19 protein-coding genes are annotated in these 18,648 nt (G+C 57.4%); 9 read left to right on the forward strand and 10 right to left on the reverse strand.

Going from position 1 to position 18,648, the window contains the following annotated elements:
- Nucleotides 1-3: 3 nt before the first annotated feature.
- From AC2FLE_RS12125 to AC2FLE_RS12150, 6 genes are all read right to left on the reverse strand, one after another.
- Nucleotides 4-1,032, reverse strand: a complete 1,029-nt coding sequence (locus tag AC2FLE_RS12125) for an endonuclease/exonuclease/phosphatase family protein (RefSeq protein WP_496697306.1) — start codon at nucleotides 1,030-1,032, stop codon at nucleotides 4-6.
- Nucleotides 1,029-1,859, reverse strand: a complete 831-nt coding sequence (locus tag AC2FLE_RS12130) for a hypothetical protein (protein WP_496692682.1) — start codon at nucleotides 1,857-1,859, stop codon at nucleotides 1,029-1,031. The genes AC2FLE_RS12125 and AC2FLE_RS12130 overlap by 4 nt, the downstream gene beginning before the upstream one ends.
- A gap of 362 nt (nucleotides 1,860-2,221) precedes the next feature.
- Entirely contained in the window at nucleotides 2,222-2,827 is a 606-nt protein-coding gene (gene leuD, locus AC2FLE_RS12135) for a 3-isopropylmalate dehydratase small subunit (RefSeq protein WP_142638386.1), read from the reverse strand.
- Nucleotides 2,828-2,869: 42 nt separating this feature from the next.
- On the reverse strand, nucleotides 2,870-3,424 hold the full coding sequence (locus AC2FLE_RS12140; protein ID WP_271950915.1) for an HdeD family acid-resistance protein: 555 nt from the start codon (nucleotides 3,422-3,424) through the stop codon (nucleotides 2,870-2,872).
- 37 nt (nucleotides 3,425-3,461) lie between these two features.
- The gene (gene leuC, locus AC2FLE_RS12145) at nucleotides 3,462-4,865 is read right to left on the reverse strand and encodes a 3-isopropylmalate dehydratase large subunit (RefSeq protein ID WP_496697309.1); all 1,404 of its coding nucleotides are present in this window, start codon (nucleotides 4,863-4,865) and stop codon (nucleotides 3,462-3,464) included.
- A gap of 52 nt (nucleotides 4,866-4,917) precedes the next feature.
- Complete coding sequence (locus AC2FLE_RS12150; RefSeq protein ID WP_496697311.1) at nucleotides 4,918-5,022, reverse strand: isopropylmalate isomerase; 105 nt, start codon at nucleotides 5,020-5,022, stop codon at nucleotides 4,918-4,920.
- Between the two features lie 96 nt (nucleotides 5,023-5,118).
- On the opposite strand from AC2FLE_RS12150, the gene AC2FLE_RS12155 reads away from it, so the two are divergent.
- From AC2FLE_RS12155 to AC2FLE_RS12170, 4 genes are all read left to right on the forward strand, one after another.
- Complete coding sequence (locus AC2FLE_RS12155; protein WP_496697312.1) at nucleotides 5,119-6,471, forward strand: mechanosensitive ion channel family protein; 1,353 nt, start codon at nucleotides 5,119-5,121, stop codon at nucleotides 6,469-6,471.
- Nucleotides 6,472-6,632: 161 nt separating this feature from the next.
- Nucleotides 6,633-6,995 (forward strand): ribosome silencing factor, encoded by a 363-nt coding sequence (gene rsfS / locus AC2FLE_RS12160; RefSeq protein ID WP_496692685.1) that lies wholly within the window; start codon nucleotides 6,633-6,635, stop codon nucleotides 6,993-6,995.
- 44 nt (nucleotides 6,996-7,039) lie between these two features.
- Nucleotides 7,040-7,510 carry a 23S rRNA (pseudouridine(1915)-N(3))-methyltransferase RlmH gene (rlmH, locus tag AC2FLE_RS12165; protein ID WP_496689876.1) on the forward strand — a complete coding sequence of 157 codons (471 nt, stop codon included), beginning with the start codon at nucleotides 7,040-7,042 and terminating at the stop codon, nucleotides 7,508-7,510.
- Nucleotide 7,511: 1 nt separating this feature from the next.
- The gene (locus AC2FLE_RS12170) at nucleotides 7,512-7,997 is read left to right on the forward strand and encodes a flavodoxin family protein (RefSeq protein ID WP_496697314.1); all 486 of its coding nucleotides are present in this window, start codon (nucleotides 7,512-7,514) and stop codon (nucleotides 7,995-7,997) included.
- Nucleotides 7,998-7,999: 2 nt separating this feature from the next.
- Here AC2FLE_RS12170 and AC2FLE_RS12175 read toward each other — a convergent pair whose 3' ends face one another.
- From AC2FLE_RS12175 to AC2FLE_RS12185, 3 genes are all read right to left on the reverse strand, one after another.
- Nucleotides 8,000-8,347, reverse strand: a complete 348-nt coding sequence (locus AC2FLE_RS12175; RefSeq protein WP_496697316.1) for a hypothetical protein — start codon at nucleotides 8,345-8,347, stop codon at nucleotides 8,000-8,002.
- Between the two features lie 237 nt (nucleotides 8,348-8,584).
- On the reverse strand, nucleotides 8,585-10,063 hold the full coding sequence (locus AC2FLE_RS12180) for a pyridoxal phosphate-dependent decarboxylase family protein (protein WP_496697318.1): 1,479 nt from the start codon (nucleotides 10,061-10,063) through the stop codon (nucleotides 8,585-8,587).
- The gene (locus tag AC2FLE_RS12185; RefSeq protein ID WP_496697320.1) at nucleotides 10,063-11,109 is read right to left on the reverse strand and encodes a PLP-dependent cysteine synthase family protein; all 1,047 of its coding nucleotides are present in this window, start codon (nucleotides 11,107-11,109) and stop codon (nucleotides 10,063-10,065) included. Before AC2FLE_RS12185 ends, AC2FLE_RS12180 begins: the two co-directional genes overlap by 1 nt.
- Nucleotides 11,110-11,240: 131 nt before the next feature.
- Between AC2FLE_RS12185 and AC2FLE_RS12190 the strand changes: the two genes are divergently transcribed.
- The gene (locus tag AC2FLE_RS12190; protein ID WP_496697321.1) at nucleotides 11,241-12,776 is read left to right on the forward strand and encodes a winged helix-turn-helix domain-containing protein; all 1,536 of its coding nucleotides are present in this window, start codon (nucleotides 11,241-11,243) and stop codon (nucleotides 12,774-12,776) included.
- 233 nt (nucleotides 12,777-13,009) lie between these two features.
- On the opposite strand, the gene AC2FLE_RS12195 is transcribed toward AC2FLE_RS12190, so the two are convergent.
- Entirely contained in the window at nucleotides 13,010-13,720 is a 711-nt protein-coding gene (locus AC2FLE_RS12195; protein ID WP_496697322.1) for a DUF599 domain-containing protein, read from the reverse strand.
- 82 nt (nucleotides 13,721-13,802) lie between these two features.
- On the opposite strand from AC2FLE_RS12195, the gene AC2FLE_RS12200 reads away from it, so the two are divergent.
- The 4 genes from AC2FLE_RS12200 to AC2FLE_RS12215 all read left to right on the forward strand — a co-directional run bounded on the left by AC2FLE_RS12200 (nucleotide 13,803) and on the right by AC2FLE_RS12215 (nucleotide 18,608).
- On the forward strand, nucleotides 13,803-15,251 hold the full coding sequence (locus AC2FLE_RS12200; RefSeq protein WP_496697324.1) for an FAD-linked oxidase C-terminal domain-containing protein: 1,449 nt from the start codon (nucleotides 13,803-13,805) through the stop codon (nucleotides 15,249-15,251).
- Nucleotides 15,252-15,272: 21 nt separating this feature from the next.
- Nucleotides 15,273-16,373 carry an FAD-binding protein gene (locus AC2FLE_RS12205; RefSeq protein WP_496697326.1) on the forward strand — a complete coding sequence of 367 codons (1,101 nt, stop codon included), beginning with the start codon at nucleotides 15,273-15,275 and terminating at the stop codon, nucleotides 16,371-16,373.
- Nucleotides 16,374-16,377: 4 nt separating this feature from the next.
- A complete protein-coding gene (gene glcF, locus AC2FLE_RS12210; protein ID WP_496697328.1) occupies nucleotides 16,378-17,700 on the forward strand; it encodes a glycolate oxidase subunit GlcF in 1,323 nt (440 codons plus the stop codon).
- A gap of 116 nt (nucleotides 17,701-17,816) precedes the next feature.
- Nucleotides 17,817-18,608 (forward strand): trypsin-like serine peptidase, encoded by a 792-nt coding sequence (locus AC2FLE_RS12215; RefSeq protein ID WP_281973552.1) that lies wholly within the window; start codon nucleotides 17,817-17,819, stop codon nucleotides 18,606-18,608.
- Nucleotides 18,609-18,648 lie beyond the last annotated feature (40 nt).

The raw sequence follows: 18,648 nt of genomic DNA on the forward strand, positions 1-18,648 counted from the left end.
GCGTTAGCGATGTCCCAGGTCCACCCAGACAAGCCGGTGCCGGCTGGCCTGTTCGGCGATTGCGCGCAGGTCTGCGCCCGTGTCGGGCCAAAAGATGCCCGCATCCACAACGCGTAGATCTGCCGAGGGCAGAACGTAATCTACCCGCATTTCTCCGACGGCTTTCCACTCAACCGTGGCCAATGCCCCCGAGGGGGTGGCAGGCCTTGCATCCTGCAACCGCGGGTCTGCCAGCAAGCCCTGGATAGCCTCTTTCCGGCCTTCCCCGCGCGTGGGATCCAGATTTGCATCCCCAGCAATCACGAAAGGCCCGAGTGGGGCAGGGCCTAGAGCACCGTCCAGCACAGCGTTCCACAAGCGAATTTCGTCACGATTGCGCAACCCGTTCCGGTCCTCGGGTCCGTCGAAAACGGGCGGGGTCGCGTGAAATGTCATCAGGTTCAGGTGGCCGATCGGGGACTCGATTGGTACGATCCAATGTGCCACCGAGGACAGTCGCTGAATGCGCTGGGCGGCTTCAGAGGGAAATGGCGTGCCATCGACCGTCGGCAGATCAGCCCCCGGCAGGTCGCGCCACAATACTCCCGAGAAATCCTGCATGTCGTCATGGCCTATGGGAAACCGGGACAGAATGGCCAGCCCGCCCTGACCGGTGAACTCGCCATAGCCTTGGGAATCTCTTGGTCCATTGGCCTGCCCGTCCCCGTCCAGATCCAGACTGGTTTCCATTCCTGAATTAGGCTTGGCGGTAAAGCGATAGGGATAGTCCAGCCCCTCGTCGCGCAGCGCCTCACCGAATGCGGTCAGCGTTTCGCCATTGAGATCCCAGTCGATGCCCTGCAAGGCAACGATATCGGGTTGGGTTTCCAACAACACCCGCATCACAGCACGAACCTGCGCATCCTCGCGCCGGATATCGCGCAGCAGAATGCCCGGTCCTTTACGGCTGAGTTCGGTGTTGAAGGTGGCTATGCGTATCGTCTCTGCCTGTGCCGCGAATGGCAGCAAAAGCAGCAGAAAAACACGAATCATGCGGTCTGTGTTGTTTCAGTCGTAGAATAGGCGCGGCGTTTTTCGACAATCAGGTTTGCAATGCGCAGTGTCGCCATTCCCCGCATGATCATGCTAGCAGGCAGAAAGGCCCAAGCGCTCAACGTCCAGATCAGCGTCTGGGGGCTGTTCAGCGAGATCGGGCTCACATAATCGGTCAGGATCTTGATCAGAGCCGGGATTACAAACGGCAGCAGGACGCCGATCGAGATGTTCAACCGTCCATCACGCTGCAGACGGGTCACGACATCGCCACCCTTGGTCGGATCGAACAGCGGCAGATTGGTCCAGACGTTGAAGGCTCCGTTTCCGGTGGGCCAACCACGTATTTTCACCGCGTAGTAGAAACTGGCGATTGTGACCATAGCTGCGACATAGGCCACACTGGCAGCGATACGAACAAGTTCGATCAGCGGCGCGCTTGCGTTGACAGGCAGCATCAACACGATCAGACGCACGGGTGAATAGGGGAAATCGACCACATTGGCGACGCCCAACCCGATCACATAAAAACCTGAGGTCAATTCTGTCGGCGAATAGGCGTTTTTGCAGATCAGCGTCAGGAAAGCGACCATCGAAACCAGCCCAACAAAGCGCAGGCGGTTCACCGGTGGTGCGTCGCGAAATTCAATAAAGCTTGGGAAGGCCGAATTATATTCGGCGAAGGTCAGGAAAAACGCGAGAATGGCGAGAAAGACGACAATCTCGGTCCCATTCGTTGATGATACGGGCAAGTACAACGCGGGTGTCAGCACTAAAAGTGCAACCAATATTCCCCGAATTGCCGCCCCTGTTGTGCGCGCAATCACTATCCGAACCCTTTCAAACTGGATTAGCCGATTCTTTGCCGACTTCATTCCAACTTGTGCCTGCCACGTTACCGTTGCAGCAGATGTCATCTCTCACCAATGTTTTGCCATGGTGGGTGCCTGTACCCGCCGACATTGGCGATAAGCGACATTTCGCTCAAGCCAGGTGGCAGAAAACACTCAATTTTGGGCAAAATGATGGCGCAACTGGTGCGGGATTGCATCATTTTTGACGCAAATCCGACGTGTGTTTCAAGTCGAGACCTATATGTAGTGGTTTCGCCGTTCAGAACCCCAAGAAGGCGAATGGGGACGCCGTGGCGTCCCCATAAAGTTGAGTATCAACAGATTCGTTCCCAGAATCACACCCAGGGGCGTGCCTGGCCCGCATGATCCTCGAACTTCTCGATGTGATGGTCTTTTTCCATCGTCAGGCCAATATCGTCCAGACCGTTCAGCAGGCAGTGCTTACGATGAGAATCCACCTCGAATTCGATCACGACACCATCGGATGTGGTGATCTGCTGATCTTCCAGATGCACGGTCATGCGGGCGTTTTCGCCTCTATGCGCGTCTTCCATCAGAACCGCATGATGTTCTTCCTCGACCACGATGGGCAGGATGCCGTTCTTGAAGCAGTTGTTGAAGAAGATGTCGGCAAAGCTGGTCGAGATCACAACCTTGATGCCGAAATCCTTGATCGCCCAGGGCGCGTGTTCGCGCGATGAGCCGCAGCCGAAATTGTCGCCGGCCACCAGAATCTCGGTTTGCCGATAGGCGGGTTTGTTCAGAATGAACTCTTCATTCTCACCGCCGTGATCGTGATAGCGCATCTCGTCAAACAGTACGACGCCAAGGCCGGATCGTTTGATCGTTTTCAGGTGCACTTTCGGAATGATCATATCGGTGTCGATATTGATCAATGGCATCGGGGCGGCCACCCCGTGGACTTTGTCAAACTTTTCCATGTCTACACTCCTGCGGGGGAGGGCCGCGCCCATGCCCCGCGTTTAAGCTTGTTTCGCTTCAGTTGTTTCGCCTTTGGGTGCGTCTTTGATGAAGAGCGCCATGAAGACCAGCCCCAGACCGTTGAACACCATTTCGATCCCCAACAGGATGCCGAGCAGTTGCAACAGCACGACGGGATCGGTTGCTGCGAACCGCCAGATGAGCATCGCCAGAACAATCGACATCACGCCCGAGATCAGTGTCGCCCAGAAATACTGCGTACCTTTCATCTGGAACGACAAAATGACCCGCGCGATACCGCCTGCCATAAACAGGATCAGGCAGACCGTCGCCAGCGTCACGGTGCCCTGCAGCGGGTGATCCAGGAAGGACCAGCCCAGAAACAGCATCACCGCACCCATAATAAGCGACAGGATCTTGTTGCCGGTGCCCTCGACGGTGAACCCGCCGACCACCTGCAATGCCCCTGAAATCAGCAGCAGTACGCCGGTCACCACCGTTACGGCAATCGACGCCACTGCAGGCGCGCCCAGCACAAAAAGGCCGAACACTATGGACAGAAGCCCCATCAGGAGCCATTTGATCCAGTCACTCATGTCTTAAATCCCTCAAATATCCAGTTATGAGGGCAGCTTACATCAACTCGCGGACGTCTGTCAGCCGTCCTGTGATTGCCGCTGCGGCAGCCATTGCGGGGCTTAGCAGGTGGGTGCGCCCGCCGCGGCCCTGACGGCCTTCGAAGTTGCGGTTCGAGGTCGCGGCGCAGCGCTCGCCCGGTTGCAACTGATCGGGGTTCATCGCAAGGCACATGGAACATCCCGCCAGACGCCATTCGAACCCGGCCTCTTTGAAGATCTCGGCCAGACCTTCTTCCTCGGCCTGCGCGCGGACAAGGCCTGAACCGGGCACAACCATCGCCCGCATCCCGTCCTTGATCTTTTTGCCCTTCAGAATCTCGGCAGCGGCGCGCAGGTCCTCGATGCGGCCGTTGGTGCAGGACCCGATAAAGACGGTGTCGATTTCAACGTCGCTGAGCTTCTGACCGGCTTCCAGACCCATATATTCGATCGACCGGCGGGCCGCATCGACTTTGCCGCCTTCGAAATCCTCGGGGTGAGGCACGGATGCAGTGATCGGCAGCACGTCCTCGGGGCTGGTGCCCCAGGTGACGACCGGCGCGATGTCTTCGCCGCGCAGGGTGATGACCTTGTCGAAATGCGCGTCTTCGTCGGTGAACAGCGTTTTCCACCAGTCCATCGCCGCTTCCCACTGGGCCCCTTTCGGTGCGTGTGGGCGGCCTTTGACATATTCGAACGTGGTCTCATCCGGGGCGATCAGGCCGGCGCGGGCGCCGCCTTCGATGGCCATGTTGCAGACGGTCATGCGGCCTTCCATCGACAGATTGCGGATGGCTTCGCCGCAATATTCGATGACATAGCCGGTGCCACCAGCAGTGCCGGTCTCGCCGATCACGGCCAGAGTGATATCCTTGGCGGTCACGCCCGGCTGCAGTGTGCCGGTGATTTCCACCTTCATGTTCTTCGATTTCTTCTGGATCAGGGTCTGCGTGGCCAGAACGTGTTCAACCTCGGACGTGCCGATGCCATGGGCCAGCGCGCCAAAGGCACCGTGCGTTGCGGTGTGGCTGTCGCCGCAAACAACAGTCATGCCGGGCAGGGTCCAACCCTGTTCGGGTCCGACGATATGCACGATGCCCTGGCGAACGTCATTCACCGGGTAATAGTGAATGCCGAAATCCTTGGCGTTCTTGTCCAGTGCCTCGACCTGAATGCGCGATTCGGGGTTTTCGATGCCGTTCACGCGATCCGGCGTGGTGGGCACGTTGTGATCCGGTACCGCGATGGTCTTTTCCGGTGCGCGCACCGGGCGGCCGGCCATGCGCAGCCCTTCAAAGGCCTGCGGACTGGTCACTTCGTGAACCAGATGGCGGTCGATATACAGCAGGCATGTGCCATCATCGGCTTCGTGCGCGACATGGGCATCCCAGATCTTGTCATAGAGTGTTTTGGGGGACATCGGTCCTCTCCCGTATGTATTGAGATTTAGCTGGCGAGTGGCTGGACGCCGCTTATAGGCGGGCCAGAACCGTGCGGGCGGCCCCAAAGAACCGTTCACGCAGTCGCGTGCGGTCTTGCAACGTAGGTGCTGGGGTCAGATTGAGTCTCATGCGCATCAGATATATCGCGTCAGTCCGTCAATCAAGGCGCAATCCGGCGACGGGCTTGCATCATGCGCCAACGCTGTCCAAGCTGGCAAGCAGGAGACGTGCATGAACCCAGACCTGATACCCAGTTCGCTGTCTGATCTGTATCAGACCATGATCGAGGCCTTTTCCCTGCAATTCGATAGACTGGTCGATCTGGTCATTACACCGGGCTGGCGCCAACATCAGCTGGTCATCATCCTGGGTCTCTGGGCGCTGGCCTATGTGTTGAAGCTGGTTACGCAGGGCCGATGGGAGGCCTGGGCCCGTGCCCGTTCTGGTTGGCCCAAATGGCGGTTGCGTACGCTGATCCAGCTGATGCAACGTCTGACGCTTGTCTATTTCGTCACGCTGTCCTGGATGCTGTATCTGGTGATGCAGCAGATCACCTGGCCATCGCGCAGCTATATCATCGGGGTGGTGGCAACATTGGCGACCGCCTGGCTGGCGATTGCGCTAGTGGCCCGTCTGGTCCGAAACCGGACGTTGCGGCGAATTTTCAAATGGGCAATGTGGGCTTATGCGACGCTGATTGCGCTAAACTTGACCGATGACGTCGCTGGGTTTCTGGATGGGGTGGCGATCTCGATCGGGGATCTGCACCTCTCGGCGTTGGGTATTCTCAAGGCGCTTTTGCTGATTGGCGTGTTGTTGACGCTGGCCCGTCTTGGCACCGGTGCTGCTGAACGTGGCCTCAAACGCAATGACGATATCTCGCCGTCAATGCAGGTCTTGTTGGCCAAGGGATTACAGGTCGTCATCTATGGCGCCGTCTTCATGGCCGCCATTCGGACGCTGGGCTTTGATTTGACGGGTATTGCGCTGTTGTCGGGGGCAATTGGTGTCGGCATCGGCTTTGGTTTGCAGAAAGTGGTGTCGAATCTGATCTCGGGCATCATCATCCTGATGGATCGGTCGATTAAACCGGGCGATGTGATTTCGCTGGGCGACACGTTCGGCTGGATCAACGCGCTGGGCGCGCGCTATGTCTCGGTCGTCACGCGGGATGGGCGGGAATACCTGATCCCGAACGAGGATCTGATCACCAATCAGGTGGTGAACTGGTCGCATTCCGACCGCTTCGTGCGGCTGGACCTGACATTCGGCACAAGCTACGCGGACGATCCCCACCAAGTGCGCGCAACCGCCATTCGTGCGGTGAAATCCGTCGACCGTGTGCTCAGTGGCAGCGGACATGACGCGGTCTGCCACATTACGGGGTTCGGCGACAGCAGCGTGGATTACGTGCTGCGATTCTGGATCAGCGATCCAACCAAGGGGCTGACCAATATACGGGGCAATGTCTATCTGGCGCTGTGGGACGCATTCAAGTCTGAAGGCATCTCGATCCCGTTCCCGCAGCGAGAGGTGCGCGTGCTGAATGACGACACCGATGCGCAACAGCTTGCCACCGACTAAGCAATCGTTGCGACCCTTTGGTCTGTGTTCATTGAAATGTTGCAATCTCCTTGCTACCTTATTAGTACCCCGGCGCCGGGATATCATGGCGCGCAGCAAAGGAGGACTATGTCCTGTCTCTACACACTCAGGCGGGTTTGCCCGCCGAAGATGGGGCCAATATGATGGCCCACTCTCAGTCAATCAGCGACAAGCTGCTTGAACGTATCCTTTCCTCACTTTCCGATGACAAGGCCGAAGACGTCGTGCAGATCAACCTGCAGGGCAAGTCGTCCGTCGCGGATCACATGGTTATTGCCTCGGGTCGATCGACCCGTCAGGTCTCGGCCATGGCGGAAAAGCTGACGGATCGCATCAAGCAGGAATTCGGATTCACCTCGAAGGTCGAAGGCAAGGATGCCGGCGACTGGGTGCTGATCGATACGGGCGATGTGGTCGTTCATATCTTCCGCCCCGAAGTGCGTGAATTCTATCAGCTGGAAAAGATGTGGCAGCCTGCGGGCAGCAGCGCCTCGGCGAACTGAGGCGCTATCCCGGCCTGCATTAACGGGCCGGAGGCGAGAGAGATATGCGGATCAGCATAGTTGCGGTCGGGCGATTGCGCGCCGGACCCGAGAAATCCCTGCTTGATGATTACCTGACCCGATTTGATCGGACCGGCCGCGCGCTGGGCCTTGGGCCTGCGCGGGTGATCGAGGTTGAAGACAAGAAAAACGCAGGGATGGGGGCCGAGGCCACATTGCTGCGCAAGGCGCTGCCCAAAGGCACCGTAATCTGCACGCTGGATGAACGGGGGCGGGTGATGTCCTCGCCCGATTTTGCCCAAAAGCTGGGCGGTTGGCGCGATGCGGGGCGGCAGGATCTGGCGCTGATCATTGGCGGTGCCGACGGAATAGATCCTGATCTGCGCGCCGAGGCGGATTTCTCCATCTCTTTCGGGTCCATGGTCTGGCCCCACATGCTGGTCCGTGTGATGCTGGCCGAGCAACTTTATCGGGCCGCAACCATCCTGTCGGGCGGTCCCTATCACCGGGTCTGACATGGCGCAGCTATTGATCGTTTACCATTCACGCACCGGCGGCGCCCGGCAGATGGCCGAAGCTGCTGCCGAAGGTGCGCACGATGAGGCCGACACCGTTTTGAAACCCGCAGAGCGGGCCGGACCCCAAGATCTGCAGGCCGCAGATGGTTATATCTTCTGCGCACCCGAAAACCTGGCGGCGATTTCGGGCGTGATGAAAGAGTTTTACGACCGCTGTTATTATCCGGTTCTTGGTCGCATCGAAGGTCGCCCCTTTGCCCAGATGATCTGTGCCGGGTCCGACGGGCAGAATGCGGCACGACAGACGGCCCGAATTGCAACCGGATGGCGGCTGAAAGAAGTTCAGTCGCCGCTGATTATCTGCACCCATGCACAAACGCCCGAGGCGATCCTGGCCGAAAAACGCATCCCTGAAGAGGCGCTGCAGACATGCCGCGACTTGGGGCAGGCGATGGCCGCAGGGCTGGCGTTGGGCGTATTCTGAGGTCAGTTCAGCGGCACAACAATGGTTTCGTCTGCCCAGCCATCCACGCTGCAACGGGCCTGTATTTGGACCTGAGATGTACCATCAGGAATTGCCACCCCGCCCAGCGAGCGGGTAAATGGCTGTTCCGTCTCATGCGGGTGATGCAACACACGCATCCCCAGCTCATTCCTATCCATATCCAGCACACGCCAGCCATCGGCATAGTGATCCCATCCGGTGTCCGGATGCCGGATCGTCACATCGAAACGCCAACTGCCACCGCTGGACGAGGCGTTGACCTGCTCGATCGTTGGCGGATCGGCAAGGGCGGGGCTGGCCAGAAAGGTGCAGAGAATCACATATCGCATGTTTCGATCCTAAACTCTTGGCGGGCCCCACAAAGGTTTTCTTTTTGGCTGCATAGCGTTTCGCGCGGGTAGATCCGACTCCAAACGGAGGGCTGGGGAATTGTCCACGGCAGCAAACCGACATCCTAGTGCTGCCAGACCGTCAACAGCACGTGGGCAACTTCTATGCAACCAGTTGCAATCACTATGGTATCAGAGCATCACATGAAACGTATTTTGCTCGCACAACCAATACCTTCAGTATGGTTCGTTATCGAGCAAGGTCGATCTGCATGTCGGGATCAATTCCTCTATTTGCTCCACAAGTATGTCAAGATCACTCAGTTGCGTTCGGTGATTGGAAATGGCGCAGCGCAGCGCATAGGTCGACCCAACTCTCGTGTCAGAGAGCGCCGCAACCCCATCTTCCTGCAGTCGCAGCATGACTTCTCGGTTGAGGGCTTCGAGATTGGATTCCGTCAAATTGGGCAGGCAAACGCGAAAGCATACGATGTCCAACATAGGATCGGCCAATAGTTCGATATCCTTTGCCACTCGGATGCGATCCGCCAGATACTCTGCTTGGTTGATGTTCTGGTCGATCAGCCGACCAAATTTTTCGACACCATGTTCCTTCAGGCTCATCCAAACCTTAAGCGCCCGGAACCCGCGCGATGTCTGAATGCCAAAATCATGTAGCCAATCGGCAGCGGCCACGCCGCGTGGTTCCTTCTCCAAATATGACTGGCTAAGCGCGAAAGTATCAACATGTTGCGATTTGTCTTTGACCACGCAACAGCCAACTTCAAACGGTGCATGCAGCCATTTATGTGGATCCAGCGCAACAGAGTCAGCTTTGTCCAAACCTTTTAGTTTATCTCCGTTTTTAGGAGCGATAGCGGCTAGCGCTCCGATGCAACCGTCCACGTGAAGCCAGAGACCTTCGCGCCGGGACACATCTGCGAGTGCGGGCAAATCGTCAATTGCGCCGGTGTTGATAGTTCCAGCTGTTGCGATAATGGCGACTGGCTGGATGCCATGCGCGCGGTCTTCGGCAATCTGTGCACGCAAGGCTGTAACGTCGATCGTATAGTCTGATCGGGATGGCAGGCACCGCAGGGAATTTGATCCAAGGCCCAGCACTTCCATTGCAGTCAGATGGCAGCCATGAACCTGATCGGACGCATAAAACGCTAGCCTAGCACCGCCGACCCCATGTTCCCTGATGGTTTGCTGGCCGAGCGCTGTGTTGCGCGCAACCGTGAGGCCTATCAGGTTGGCTACGGAGCCACCACTGGTCAAGGTTCCACTAGCACCAACCGGGAACCCGACCATGGTCTTGAGCCAGTCCACCACTTGCTGGTCCATAAGAGCTGCGGCGTGATTTCCGCCGCCGAGGTTTGACCCCAGAATGGCAGCTATAAAGTCGCCGAGAGCGCCGGTAAAATTGCTGGCACCCATATACCACATCCAAAACCTGGGATGGATGTTACCCATTGGATAGGGCAGCAAGTTGGTTTTCATCTCTTCAAAGACTGTATCAAGTGGCATTCCCGATCTCGGTAGCGCTTCTTTGTATGTCGTGCGCACACTGTCTGGCATGTTTTGCCAAACAGGAGATTCGCGCACATTGGAAAGCCGAGACACAGCTTCATCCACCATGCGGTACGCCGTGGCACGCATGGCTTCCCAGTCTTCCGGGTCGAGTGTTTCTTCCTGATGCAGCATTCTGTCCATTACTCGCCCGCCATTTGCGAACTTGGTGTGGACAGGGAAATCGCGCGTTCCTCGTCGGTCATCTCGGCCTCGATGTCGTCAAACAAAGGCGTCGAAAGATAGCGTTCAGCCGTATCTGGCAACATCGCCAAAATAACGGATCCTTCAGGGGCGGTCTTAGCAACTTGCAGTGCTGCCAGAACCGTGCCGCCACCAGATACCCCCGTCAGAATGCCCTCTTTCTGGGCAAGCTGCAGTGCCATATTGATCGCGCCAGGACCGACGACGGGCATCAGTTCGTCAAATGATCCGTTGTCCAAAGCTTCTTGCAACACAGCCGGGATAAAGTCAGGCGACCAACCTTGAAACGGGTGCGGTTGCCAAGCTGAATGACCGGCGGCAGGGCTTCCATCAGAATTGCGATCCTGCGCAATCCCACTTCCTACGAGTCCGGCATTCTCGGGTTCGGTCAGAATAATCCGGGTATCGGGTGACTCGCGACGCAGCACGCGCGCGACTCCGGTCAATGTGCCTCCTGTGCCAAATCCCGTTACAAAATGCGTCAGCCGCTTATCCTTGAAATCTGCGATAATTTCAGGACCTGTTGTCATTTCATGAACTTTTGCATTCGCGTCCGTTTCAAATTGACGGGCCAGAAACCAACCGTTGGCCTCGGCCAGCTCTACCGCCTTGTTGTACATTCCCATCGCCTTTTCGGCCCGCGGTGTCAGCACCACTTTCGCCCCCAACACCCGCATGAGGCGCCTCCGCTCGACGGAAAAACTGTCCGCCATTACGATCACCAATGGATAGCCCTTTGCAGCACACACCATCGCCAGACCAATCCCGGTGTTGCCGCTGGTTGCCTCAACAACCGTTTGGCCTGGTTTTAGCGCCCCGCTTTTCTCGGCTTCTTCGATAATGCTAAGCGCTAACCTGTCTTTGACAGATGCTGCGGGATTGAAAAACTCGGCTTTGACAAAAAGCTCTACGTGATCGGGTGCCAAATTGTTGATCCGGACTACCGGCGTTTGTCCGATTGTTTCGTTGATATTTGCGTAAATCACTTTCCTAGCCCCTCTTTGAATGGATGATGCTCTGCATTAATGTACTGACTTTGCCCGATGGTTCGCGCACAAGCTTGCAGACAGCTTGTAGAAATGGTGTAGAATACCGCGACTTCTGATAGATTTCTTTCATGAAATTCTGTTTTGGCAATTTCGAGCTGGACCACGCTGCCGCTGAATTGCGGTATTCGGACGGTCAAGGCGTTCATCTTGAACGGCAGGTTTTCCTGTTGCTGAGCTTATTGGTCCAAAACGGCTCGCGCGTGACGACATTGGACGAAATTGTCACCAAAATCTGGAATGGCGCTCCAATTTCAGATGCCGCTATTGCAAGCCGTATCCGATCTGCCCGTGCCGCTTTGGGGGATGACGGGAAAACGCAAAGCATCATCCGCACGATCCGGGGACAGGGCTTTCGGTTCGAATTGCCGGTGACCAAAAAGGTCGACGCAAACCTCGCAGAGACGCTGATCATCAATGAAGGGGTCGCTCCATCCATTGCCGTGTTGCCGTTTCAGGCCTTTGGAGAAACAGATAAGGCTGGGGTGATCGCTCCGGCCCTTGCACATGAATTGATTGTGTCGTTGTCGCTGACAAAGTGGGTGACAGTCATTGCGCGCGCCTCAAGTTTCCAACTCGGTAGCGTTGCAAACACGCAAAGTGTGCGCGAGCAGCTAGATGTAAGATATGTGCTGTCGGGTAGCGTCGAGATTAGCGGACCAAATCTGACCGTGTCGCCGGTGCTTGCTGCTGCGGATTCTGGACAAGTGATCTGGGCTGATCGCTACACTGGCCTGATTGATGACATTTTTTCTATCAAGGCCGATGTCACCAATTCTGTAGTAGCGGCGGTCGAACTCCATGTTCCGCGCCATCAGGCCGCCGAGGCCCGACGGCAGGATATTGAATCCCTCGACGCCTGGAGCTTTTTCCACCTTGGACTAAACCACATTTATCGGTTCACCCAAGAAGACAACGCTTTGTCTGCCAGATATTTCAAAGAAGCTCTTGCCCGTGCGCCCAATTTTGCACGTGCCCATGCCGGGCTTTCTTTCGTTTCTTTCCAGAAGGCGTTTACCGGTTTCGGCGCTGATCGCGGTGTTGCCGCTCAGGATGCCTTATCTGCTGCTGAACGGGCAATGGAACAGGCCCCCGATGACCCGTTTTCCAATTTTGTGCTTGGGCGGAGTTATTGGATTCAGCAAGATTTGGATACTGCGGTGCATTACTTGCAACAGGCTGTTTCGCTAAATCCAAATTATGCGCAGGGTCACTACTCGCTCGGTCTAGTGCAAGCGTTGAACGGCGTCAGTGATAACATTGACCAACGTGCAGATCTGGCGACGCGTCTCAGCCCGCTAGACCCGTTGCTCTATGGAATGCACGGCATGAAAGCATGGGCACGGATCAACAGTTGCCAATGGGAAGAGGCCGCGCATTGGGGGGATCTGTCTGCACGCACACCCGGCGCGCATTTCCTCATCGATATGTTAGCGGCTATGGCCCATCAGGCGAATGGAAACATAGAAGACGGCCGTAGATTTGCTGATTGCGCCCGCAAGCGTCGCCCGGACGCGTCACTAGATCATTTTTTCGCGGCCTTCCCCCTTCCTAAGGGTGAGGCAAGAAACACAACACGTGCAGCGCTTACAGCGTTAGGATTCTAGGATTACGTCAGATATCAGCGCCGTGATTGGTTTTGGTGGGCGACCAAAAAGTAATGAGCGCCGTTACCAACGATAACTAGTCATTGGATTGAGGCGCAGCAATCGGCATTTTGGGCTCAAATCAGCAATTCATTGTGCGTTGATTAAAAAGTTCGTTTCGACCCACACGAAAACCAGCTCGTAACAAGGAAGAACTAAAGGCGACGCAGTAACGCCACAGCCATGGCATTAGATCACGACGGCGTATTGTCTGCCTGTGCCAGTAGGATCGCGCGGGATTGCGAGGCGAATTCGCGTCGGTAAAGCAGGCCTGCAGTGATAACTGTGCCGACGATCAACGCGAGTGGCCCCAGAAACCATGCAAGCAAGGCCAGTGCGAAATAGGTAGAGCGCAGCCCGCGGTTAAAGCTGCGGGCGGCGGTGACACAGATCTCGGCCGATTGCGTGGCGCGGGGATAGGCGATGGGATTTTCGGGCTCATTCGGGACCGCGGCCATCAGTACCGCGCAATAGCCGAACAGACGATGCGCCCAGACATATTTCAGAAAGGCATTGGCCAGCAGCAGCACGACGGCGAGTATCTTGATCTCCCACACCAGGGCTGGAAAGCTGCCGATGGCCAGATCACTGGCGACACCGGCCAGACGCTCGGTATTGCCCAGCAGGGCCAGTCCCCCACCGATGGCAATCATCGTGGTCGAGGCAAAGAAGGTACTGCCTTGCCGCATCGTGGCCACGACCTGCGCGTCAAACATCCTTGGCTGGCGTGTGACCATCTCGCGCATCCAGTCGCGGCGATACTCATCCATCATCAAGGCCACTGACCGCTTCTTTGGCGACGGGTTTTCGATCATCCACCCAAGGCACAGCCAGGCCCCCATCATCAGCGTTATGGCGGCAAAATCCAAAGGGGCAAACAGAGCGGCGCGGTCAATCCAGGTCATGGCCGTGACAGTACTTCCGGAAGTCGGAACTTGCCATACTGACAAATTGGTAATATTATTTTACCAAACCAAGGAGCCTGCCATGGAAATGCCAAAGCCAAGCCCTGATGTCTTGCGTCGCAAAGATGCGGTGGTGGCGCGCCTGTCGGGGGTTCTGCCGGACGACGCGATCATTCATGACCCGGCCGAGACACGCGCCTATGAATGCGATGCTTTGACCGCCTATAGATGCCCGCCGATGCTGGCGGTTTTGCCTTCGACCACGCAGCAGGTCTCGGATATCTTGCGCATTTGCCATGACGAAGGCGTGCCGGTGGTGCCGCGCGGTGCAGGTACGTCGCTGGCCGGGGGGGCGCTGCCAACAGCTGATTGCGTCATACTGGGCGTGGCCCGGATGAACGACGTGCTGGAGGTTGATTATGACAACCGATTCATCAAGGTCCAGACCGGGCGCACCAACCTGAGCGTCACCGGCGCGGTCGAGGAAGAGGATTTCTTTTATGCCCCCGATCCGTCGTCGCAACTGGCTTGTGCGATTGCGGGCAATATCGCGATGAATTCCGGCGGGGCGCATTGCCTGAAATACGGGGTGACCACGAACAACCTGCTGGGTGTGACCCTGGTGATGATGGATGGCAGCGTCGTCGAAATCGGTGGCGCGAATCTGGACGCGGCGGGTCTTGACCTGCTGGGGGTGATCTGCGGGTCCGAAGGGCAACTGGGCGTTGTCACCGAAGCGACCCTGCGCATCCTGCGCAAGCCCGAAGGCGCACGGCCCGTCCTGATGGGGTTTGATGACAATGAAATCGCAGGCCAATGCGTTTCGGACATCATCAAGTCCGGTATCTTGCCTGTTGCGATTGAGTTCATGGATCGCCTGTGCATTCAGGCCTGCGAAAACTTTGCACATGCCGGGTATCCAGAATGCGAAGCATTGTTGATTGTCGAGGTCGAAGGCTCGGAGGCCGAGATCGACAGCCAGCTGGCCAAGATTGTCGAGATTGCAAAACGCCACAATCCGGTCGAGCTGCGCGAGAGCCAGTCGGCGGATGAAAGCGCCCGGATCTGGTTGGGCCGCAAATCGGCCTTTGGCGCCATGGGGCAGATGAACGACTATATGTGTCTGGACGGGACCATCCCGGTATCGGCGCTGCCCGCCGTATTGCGCCGGATTGGTGAGCTGAGCGATGAGTTCGGCCTGCCGGTTGGAAATGTATTCCATGCCGGCGACGGGAACATGCACCCTTTGATCCTGTTTGATGCCAACAAACCCGGCGACCTCGAAAAATGTGAGGCGTTCGGGGCGGAAATCCTGAAACTTTGTGTGGATGAGGGCGGTTGCCTGACCGGCGAGCACGGTGTGGGAATCGAAAAGCGCGATCTGATGCATCATCAATATGCCCCTGCCGATCTTGAGGCGCAGATGGCGGTTAAAGATGTGTTCGATCCAGGATGGTTGCTGAACCCCGCCAAAGTGTTCCCGCTGGACGCCTCCGAATCCCGTCGCGACCCGAAAATGGCTTCAAAATAGGCTCTAACAAAGAGAAATATGATGAAACCCACGTCAGAAACTGAACTGGCCCAGATGGTGGTCGGGTTGACAGGCGCCGTGCGTATCGCCGGCGGTGGCACCCGTGGTATCGCGGGGCCTGACGAAGTGATTGAGACCGGCAGGCTGACCGGCATCACACTGTATGAACCCGGTGCCCTGACGCTGGTTGCGCAGGCCGGGACATCGTTGGCCGAGGTTGAGGCCGCATTAGACGCCGAGGGCCAGCAACTGGCATTTGAACCGATGGACCACCGCGGCTTGCTGGACACCGAAGGCGAGCCGACAATCGGCGGTGTGGTTGCTGCTAACATTTCCGGGCCACGCCGAATTCAGGCGGGAGCATGCCGCGATTTCTTGCTGGGGGTACGATATGTTAATGGCGCCGGGCAGGTGATCAAAAATGGCGGTCGGGTGATGAAGAATGTCACCGGCTATGATCTGGTCAAGCTGATGTGCGGGTCCTGGGGGACTTTGGGCGTGCTGACCGAAGTATCGCTGAAAGTCCTGCCCAAGCCGGACCACACAGCAACCCTGTCAGTGACCGTATCTGATGCAGATGCAGCGATAAAAACGCTGTCCGCAGCGCTTAGATCTCCGTTCGAGGTCACTGGCGCAGCTTATGACCCGGAAGGCGAAAAGGCCTTAATTAGAGTCGAAGGTTTTGCCGATTCCGTCGCTTACAGAACCGAGAGGCTGACATCCGAACTGTCTGGGTTCGGCCAGATCGCAAATGTCGATGAACCGGCAACGCTGTGGACGGCGATCCGCGATGTTCACGCGTTCCGGGGCAAGACTGGCGACGTGTGGCGTCTGTCTGTCACGCCCGGTGACGCCCCGATGATCGCGGCGCGGGCCGAGGCTGAACAGGTGCTCTACGACTGGGGCGGGGGTCTGATCTGGCTGCGCCTTCCTGCGGGAACCGATTTGCGGGCGCGTCTTGGCACCTTCTCGGGTCATGCAACCCTTGTGCGCGGCGATGCGGAAACGGTCAAGCGGCTGGGCCGGTTCCAGCCTGAGAGTGTAGCTATACAGGCTCTAATAAAAGGCATTCGGGCGAAATTTGACCCCCGAGGGCTGTTTAACCCGGGGCTGATGGGGTAGGGTAATGCAGACAGATTTCACCGAAAAACAGTTGCAGGATCCGGCGATCCAGCGATCGAACCAGATCCTGCGCAGCTGTGTTCATTGCGGCTTTTGTACTGCCACCTGCCCGACCTATCAGGTGCTGGGGGATGAGCTCGACAGCCCGCGCGGACGGATCTACCTGATCAAGGACATGCTTGAGAATGAGCGTGTCCCGGATGAAAAAACCGTCAAACATATCGACCGCTGTCTGTCCTGTCTGGCCTGCATGACCACTTGTCCGTCGGGCGTTCATTACATGCATCTGGTCGATCACGCGCGGGTGTATATTGAGCAGAATTACAAACGCCCCCTGACCGATCGTCTTTTGCGTTGGGTTCTGGCGCAGATTCTGCCCTATCCGATGCGGTTTCGCTGGGCCCTGATCGGGGCCAAGCTGGGCCGTCCCTTCCGGTTTCTGATGCCGGATGCGCGGCTGCGGGCGATGCTGGAGATGGCACCAAAACAAATCCCTCCGGTCAGCCGCAACGATGACCCGCAACGCTTTGCCCCTAATGGAGCGTCGAAAAAGCGCGTGGCGCTGATGACAGGCTGCGCCCAAAAGGCGCTGAACACGGATATCAACGACGCCACGATTCGCCTGCTGACCCGGCTGGGCTGCGAAGTCGTTGTGGCCAAAGGCGCGGGATGCTGTGGTGCGCTGACCCATCACATGGGCAAGGTGGCTGACAGCCACAAAGCGGCGGCGGCCAATATACAGGCCTGGACCAGAGAGATCGATAGCCAGGGGCTGGATGCCATCGTCATCAACACCTCGGGTTGTGGTACGACCGTCAAGGATTACGGGCACATGTTCCGAAACGAGGCTTTGGCGGCAGATGCCGCGCGGGTTTCGGCGATTGCCATGGATATCAGCGAATTGCTGGTGCAGCTGGACCTGCCCGGAGGCCAGCACAAGGGCATGACCGTCGCCTATCATGCCGCTTGTTCTTTGCAGCATGGGCAAAAGATCAAAAACCATCCCAAAGATCTGTTGAAGAATGCGGGTTTCACCGTGTTAGAGCCTTCAGACAGCCATCTGTGCTGTGGCAGTGCCGGGACCTATAACCTGATGCAGCCCGAAATCTCGGGTCAGTTAAAGCAACGCAAGGTTCGGACGCTTGAGGCTAAGAACCCCGATGTTATCGCTGCAGGCAATATTGGTTGCATGATGCAGATCGGTTCGGCCACGCAGATACCTATTTTGCATACGGTCGAGCTGTTGGATTGGTCCACAGGCGGGCCGTTGCCGCGTGCGATGCAGCAGGGTCATGAGGTGGGAACGGCCGTGCCGATCCTGCGTTAGCTACCTGATGCAGGGCTGCATCAGATAGAACGGGAAACGTGCCATACTGTCGATGCCCTATTTTCGCCGTACCTGACAGCTATGAACATATGCCGAAAGCAACGCCGGAGAACCGCTTGAGAAACTGGATCAAGGCTTTGGCGCTGGCACTCATACCGATGGCTGCAACGGCGCAGGATAGCGGGCTGAAAAGTCTGGACACCACCGATGCCGGGCGGGCCTGGATGGCTGTCGGGCGCTTGAATATTGACGGCGAAGCATTCTGCACCGCGACGCTGATTGCGCAGAACCAGGTGCTGACGGCAGCGCATTGCCTTTATGATAAGGCCACAGGCCAACGTATTGACCTGTCTAAGGTCGAGTTTCTTGCCGCCTGGCGTCTGGGTCGGGCATCTGCCTATCGTGCGGCGCGCAGGGCGGTGATTCACCCCGATTACTTTTACGACGACGAAACCCCGACCAACCGGATCGGTAGCGATATTGCGCTGATCGAGCTATGGCAGCCAATCCGCAGTACCTCGGTCATTCCATTTGATACCGGCGATCGGCCCGTTCGCGGACAGGAAGTTGGGGTTGTGTCCTATGCGAAGGACCGCGCCGAGGCGCCATCATTGCAGGAGGTCTGCTCGGTCGTGACCGGCGTTTCCGAGGTTCTTGTCCTGTCCTGTGATGTCGAGTTTGGATCCTCCGGCGCCCCGGTATTTGCGTTCGAGGGCGAAAGACCACGGATCGTCTCGGTCGTGGCGGCCAAGGCGGAATTCAATGGCGAGCCTGTGGCCATAGGTACCGCAGTCGAGGTTTCGCTGCCTTTGCTGCGGAGTGAACTGTCCGCCGGGCGCGGATTCAGCGGCTCGGAAACCGGCGATTCGGCAAGCCGTCATATTGGCGCCAGGTTCGTCCGGCCATGATGCGATTTTGGGCAAGCCTGTTTTTATGCCTGGCTATGAT

The sequence above is a fragment of the Ruegeria sp. CDSA077 genome, assembly GCF_059612265.1.

Bases quoted from the DNA above. Each gene is read 5' to 3' on its own strand.
- AC2FLE_RS12170 (WP_496697314.1), top strand. From the start codon at position 7,512: ATGGCGCAGCTATTGATCGTTTACCATTCACGCACCGGCGGCGCCCGG.
- AC2FLE_RS12175 (WP_496697316.1), bottom strand. From the start codon at position 8,347: ATGCGATATGTGATTCTCTGCACCTTTCTGGCCAGCCCCGCCCTTGCC.
- AC2FLE_RS12180 (WP_496697318.1), bottom strand. From the start codon at position 10,063: ATGGACAGAATGCTGCATCAGGAAGAAACACTCGACCCGGAAGACTGG.
- AC2FLE_RS12200 (WP_496697324.1), top strand. From the start codon at position 13,803: ATGGAAATGCCAAAGCCAAGCCCTGATGTCTTGCGTCGCAAAGATGCG.
- AC2FLE_RS12155 (WP_496697312.1), top strand. From the start codon at position 5,119: ATGAACCCAGACCTGATACCCAGTTCGCTGTCTGATCTGTATCAGACC.
- AC2FLE_RS12125 (WP_496697306.1), bottom strand. From the start codon at position 1,032: ATGATTCGTGTTTTTCTGCTGCTTTTGCTGCCATTCGCGGCACAGGCA.
- rsfS (WP_496692685.1), top strand. From the start codon at position 6,633: ATGATGGCCCACTCTCAGTCAATCAGCGACAAGCTGCTTGAACGTATC.
- AC2FLE_RS12140 (WP_271950915.1), bottom strand. From the start codon at position 3,424: ATGAGTGACTGGATCAAATGGCTCCTGATGGGGCTTCTGTCCATAGTG.
- leuD (WP_142638386.1), bottom strand. From the start codon at position 2,827: ATGGAAAAGTTTGACAAAGTCCACGGGGTGGCCGCCCCGATGCCATTG.
- AC2FLE_RS12150 (WP_496697311.1), bottom strand. From the start codon at position 5,022: ATGCGCATGAGACTCAATCTGACCCCAGCACCTACGTTGCAAGACCGC.
- glcF (WP_496697328.1), top strand. From the start codon at position 16,378: ATGCAGACAGATTTCACCGAAAAACAGTTGCAGGATCCGGCGATCCAG.
- AC2FLE_RS12195 (WP_496697322.1), bottom strand. From the start codon at position 13,720: ATGACCTGGATTGACCGCGCCGCTCTGTTTGCCCCTTTGGATTTTGCC.
- AC2FLE_RS12205 (WP_496697326.1), top strand. From the start codon at position 15,273: ATGAAACCCACGTCAGAAACTGAACTGGCCCAGATGGTGGTCGGGTTG.
- AC2FLE_RS12190 (WP_496697321.1), top strand. From the start codon at position 11,241: ATGAAATTCTGTTTTGGCAATTTCGAGCTGGACCACGCTGCCGCTGAA.
- leuC (WP_496697309.1), bottom strand. From the start codon at position 4,865: ATGTCCCCCAAAACACTCTATGACAAGATCTGGGATGCCCATGTCGCG.
- rlmH (WP_496689876.1), top strand. From the start codon at position 7,040: ATGCGGATCAGCATAGTTGCGGTCGGGCGATTGCGCGCCGGACCCGAG.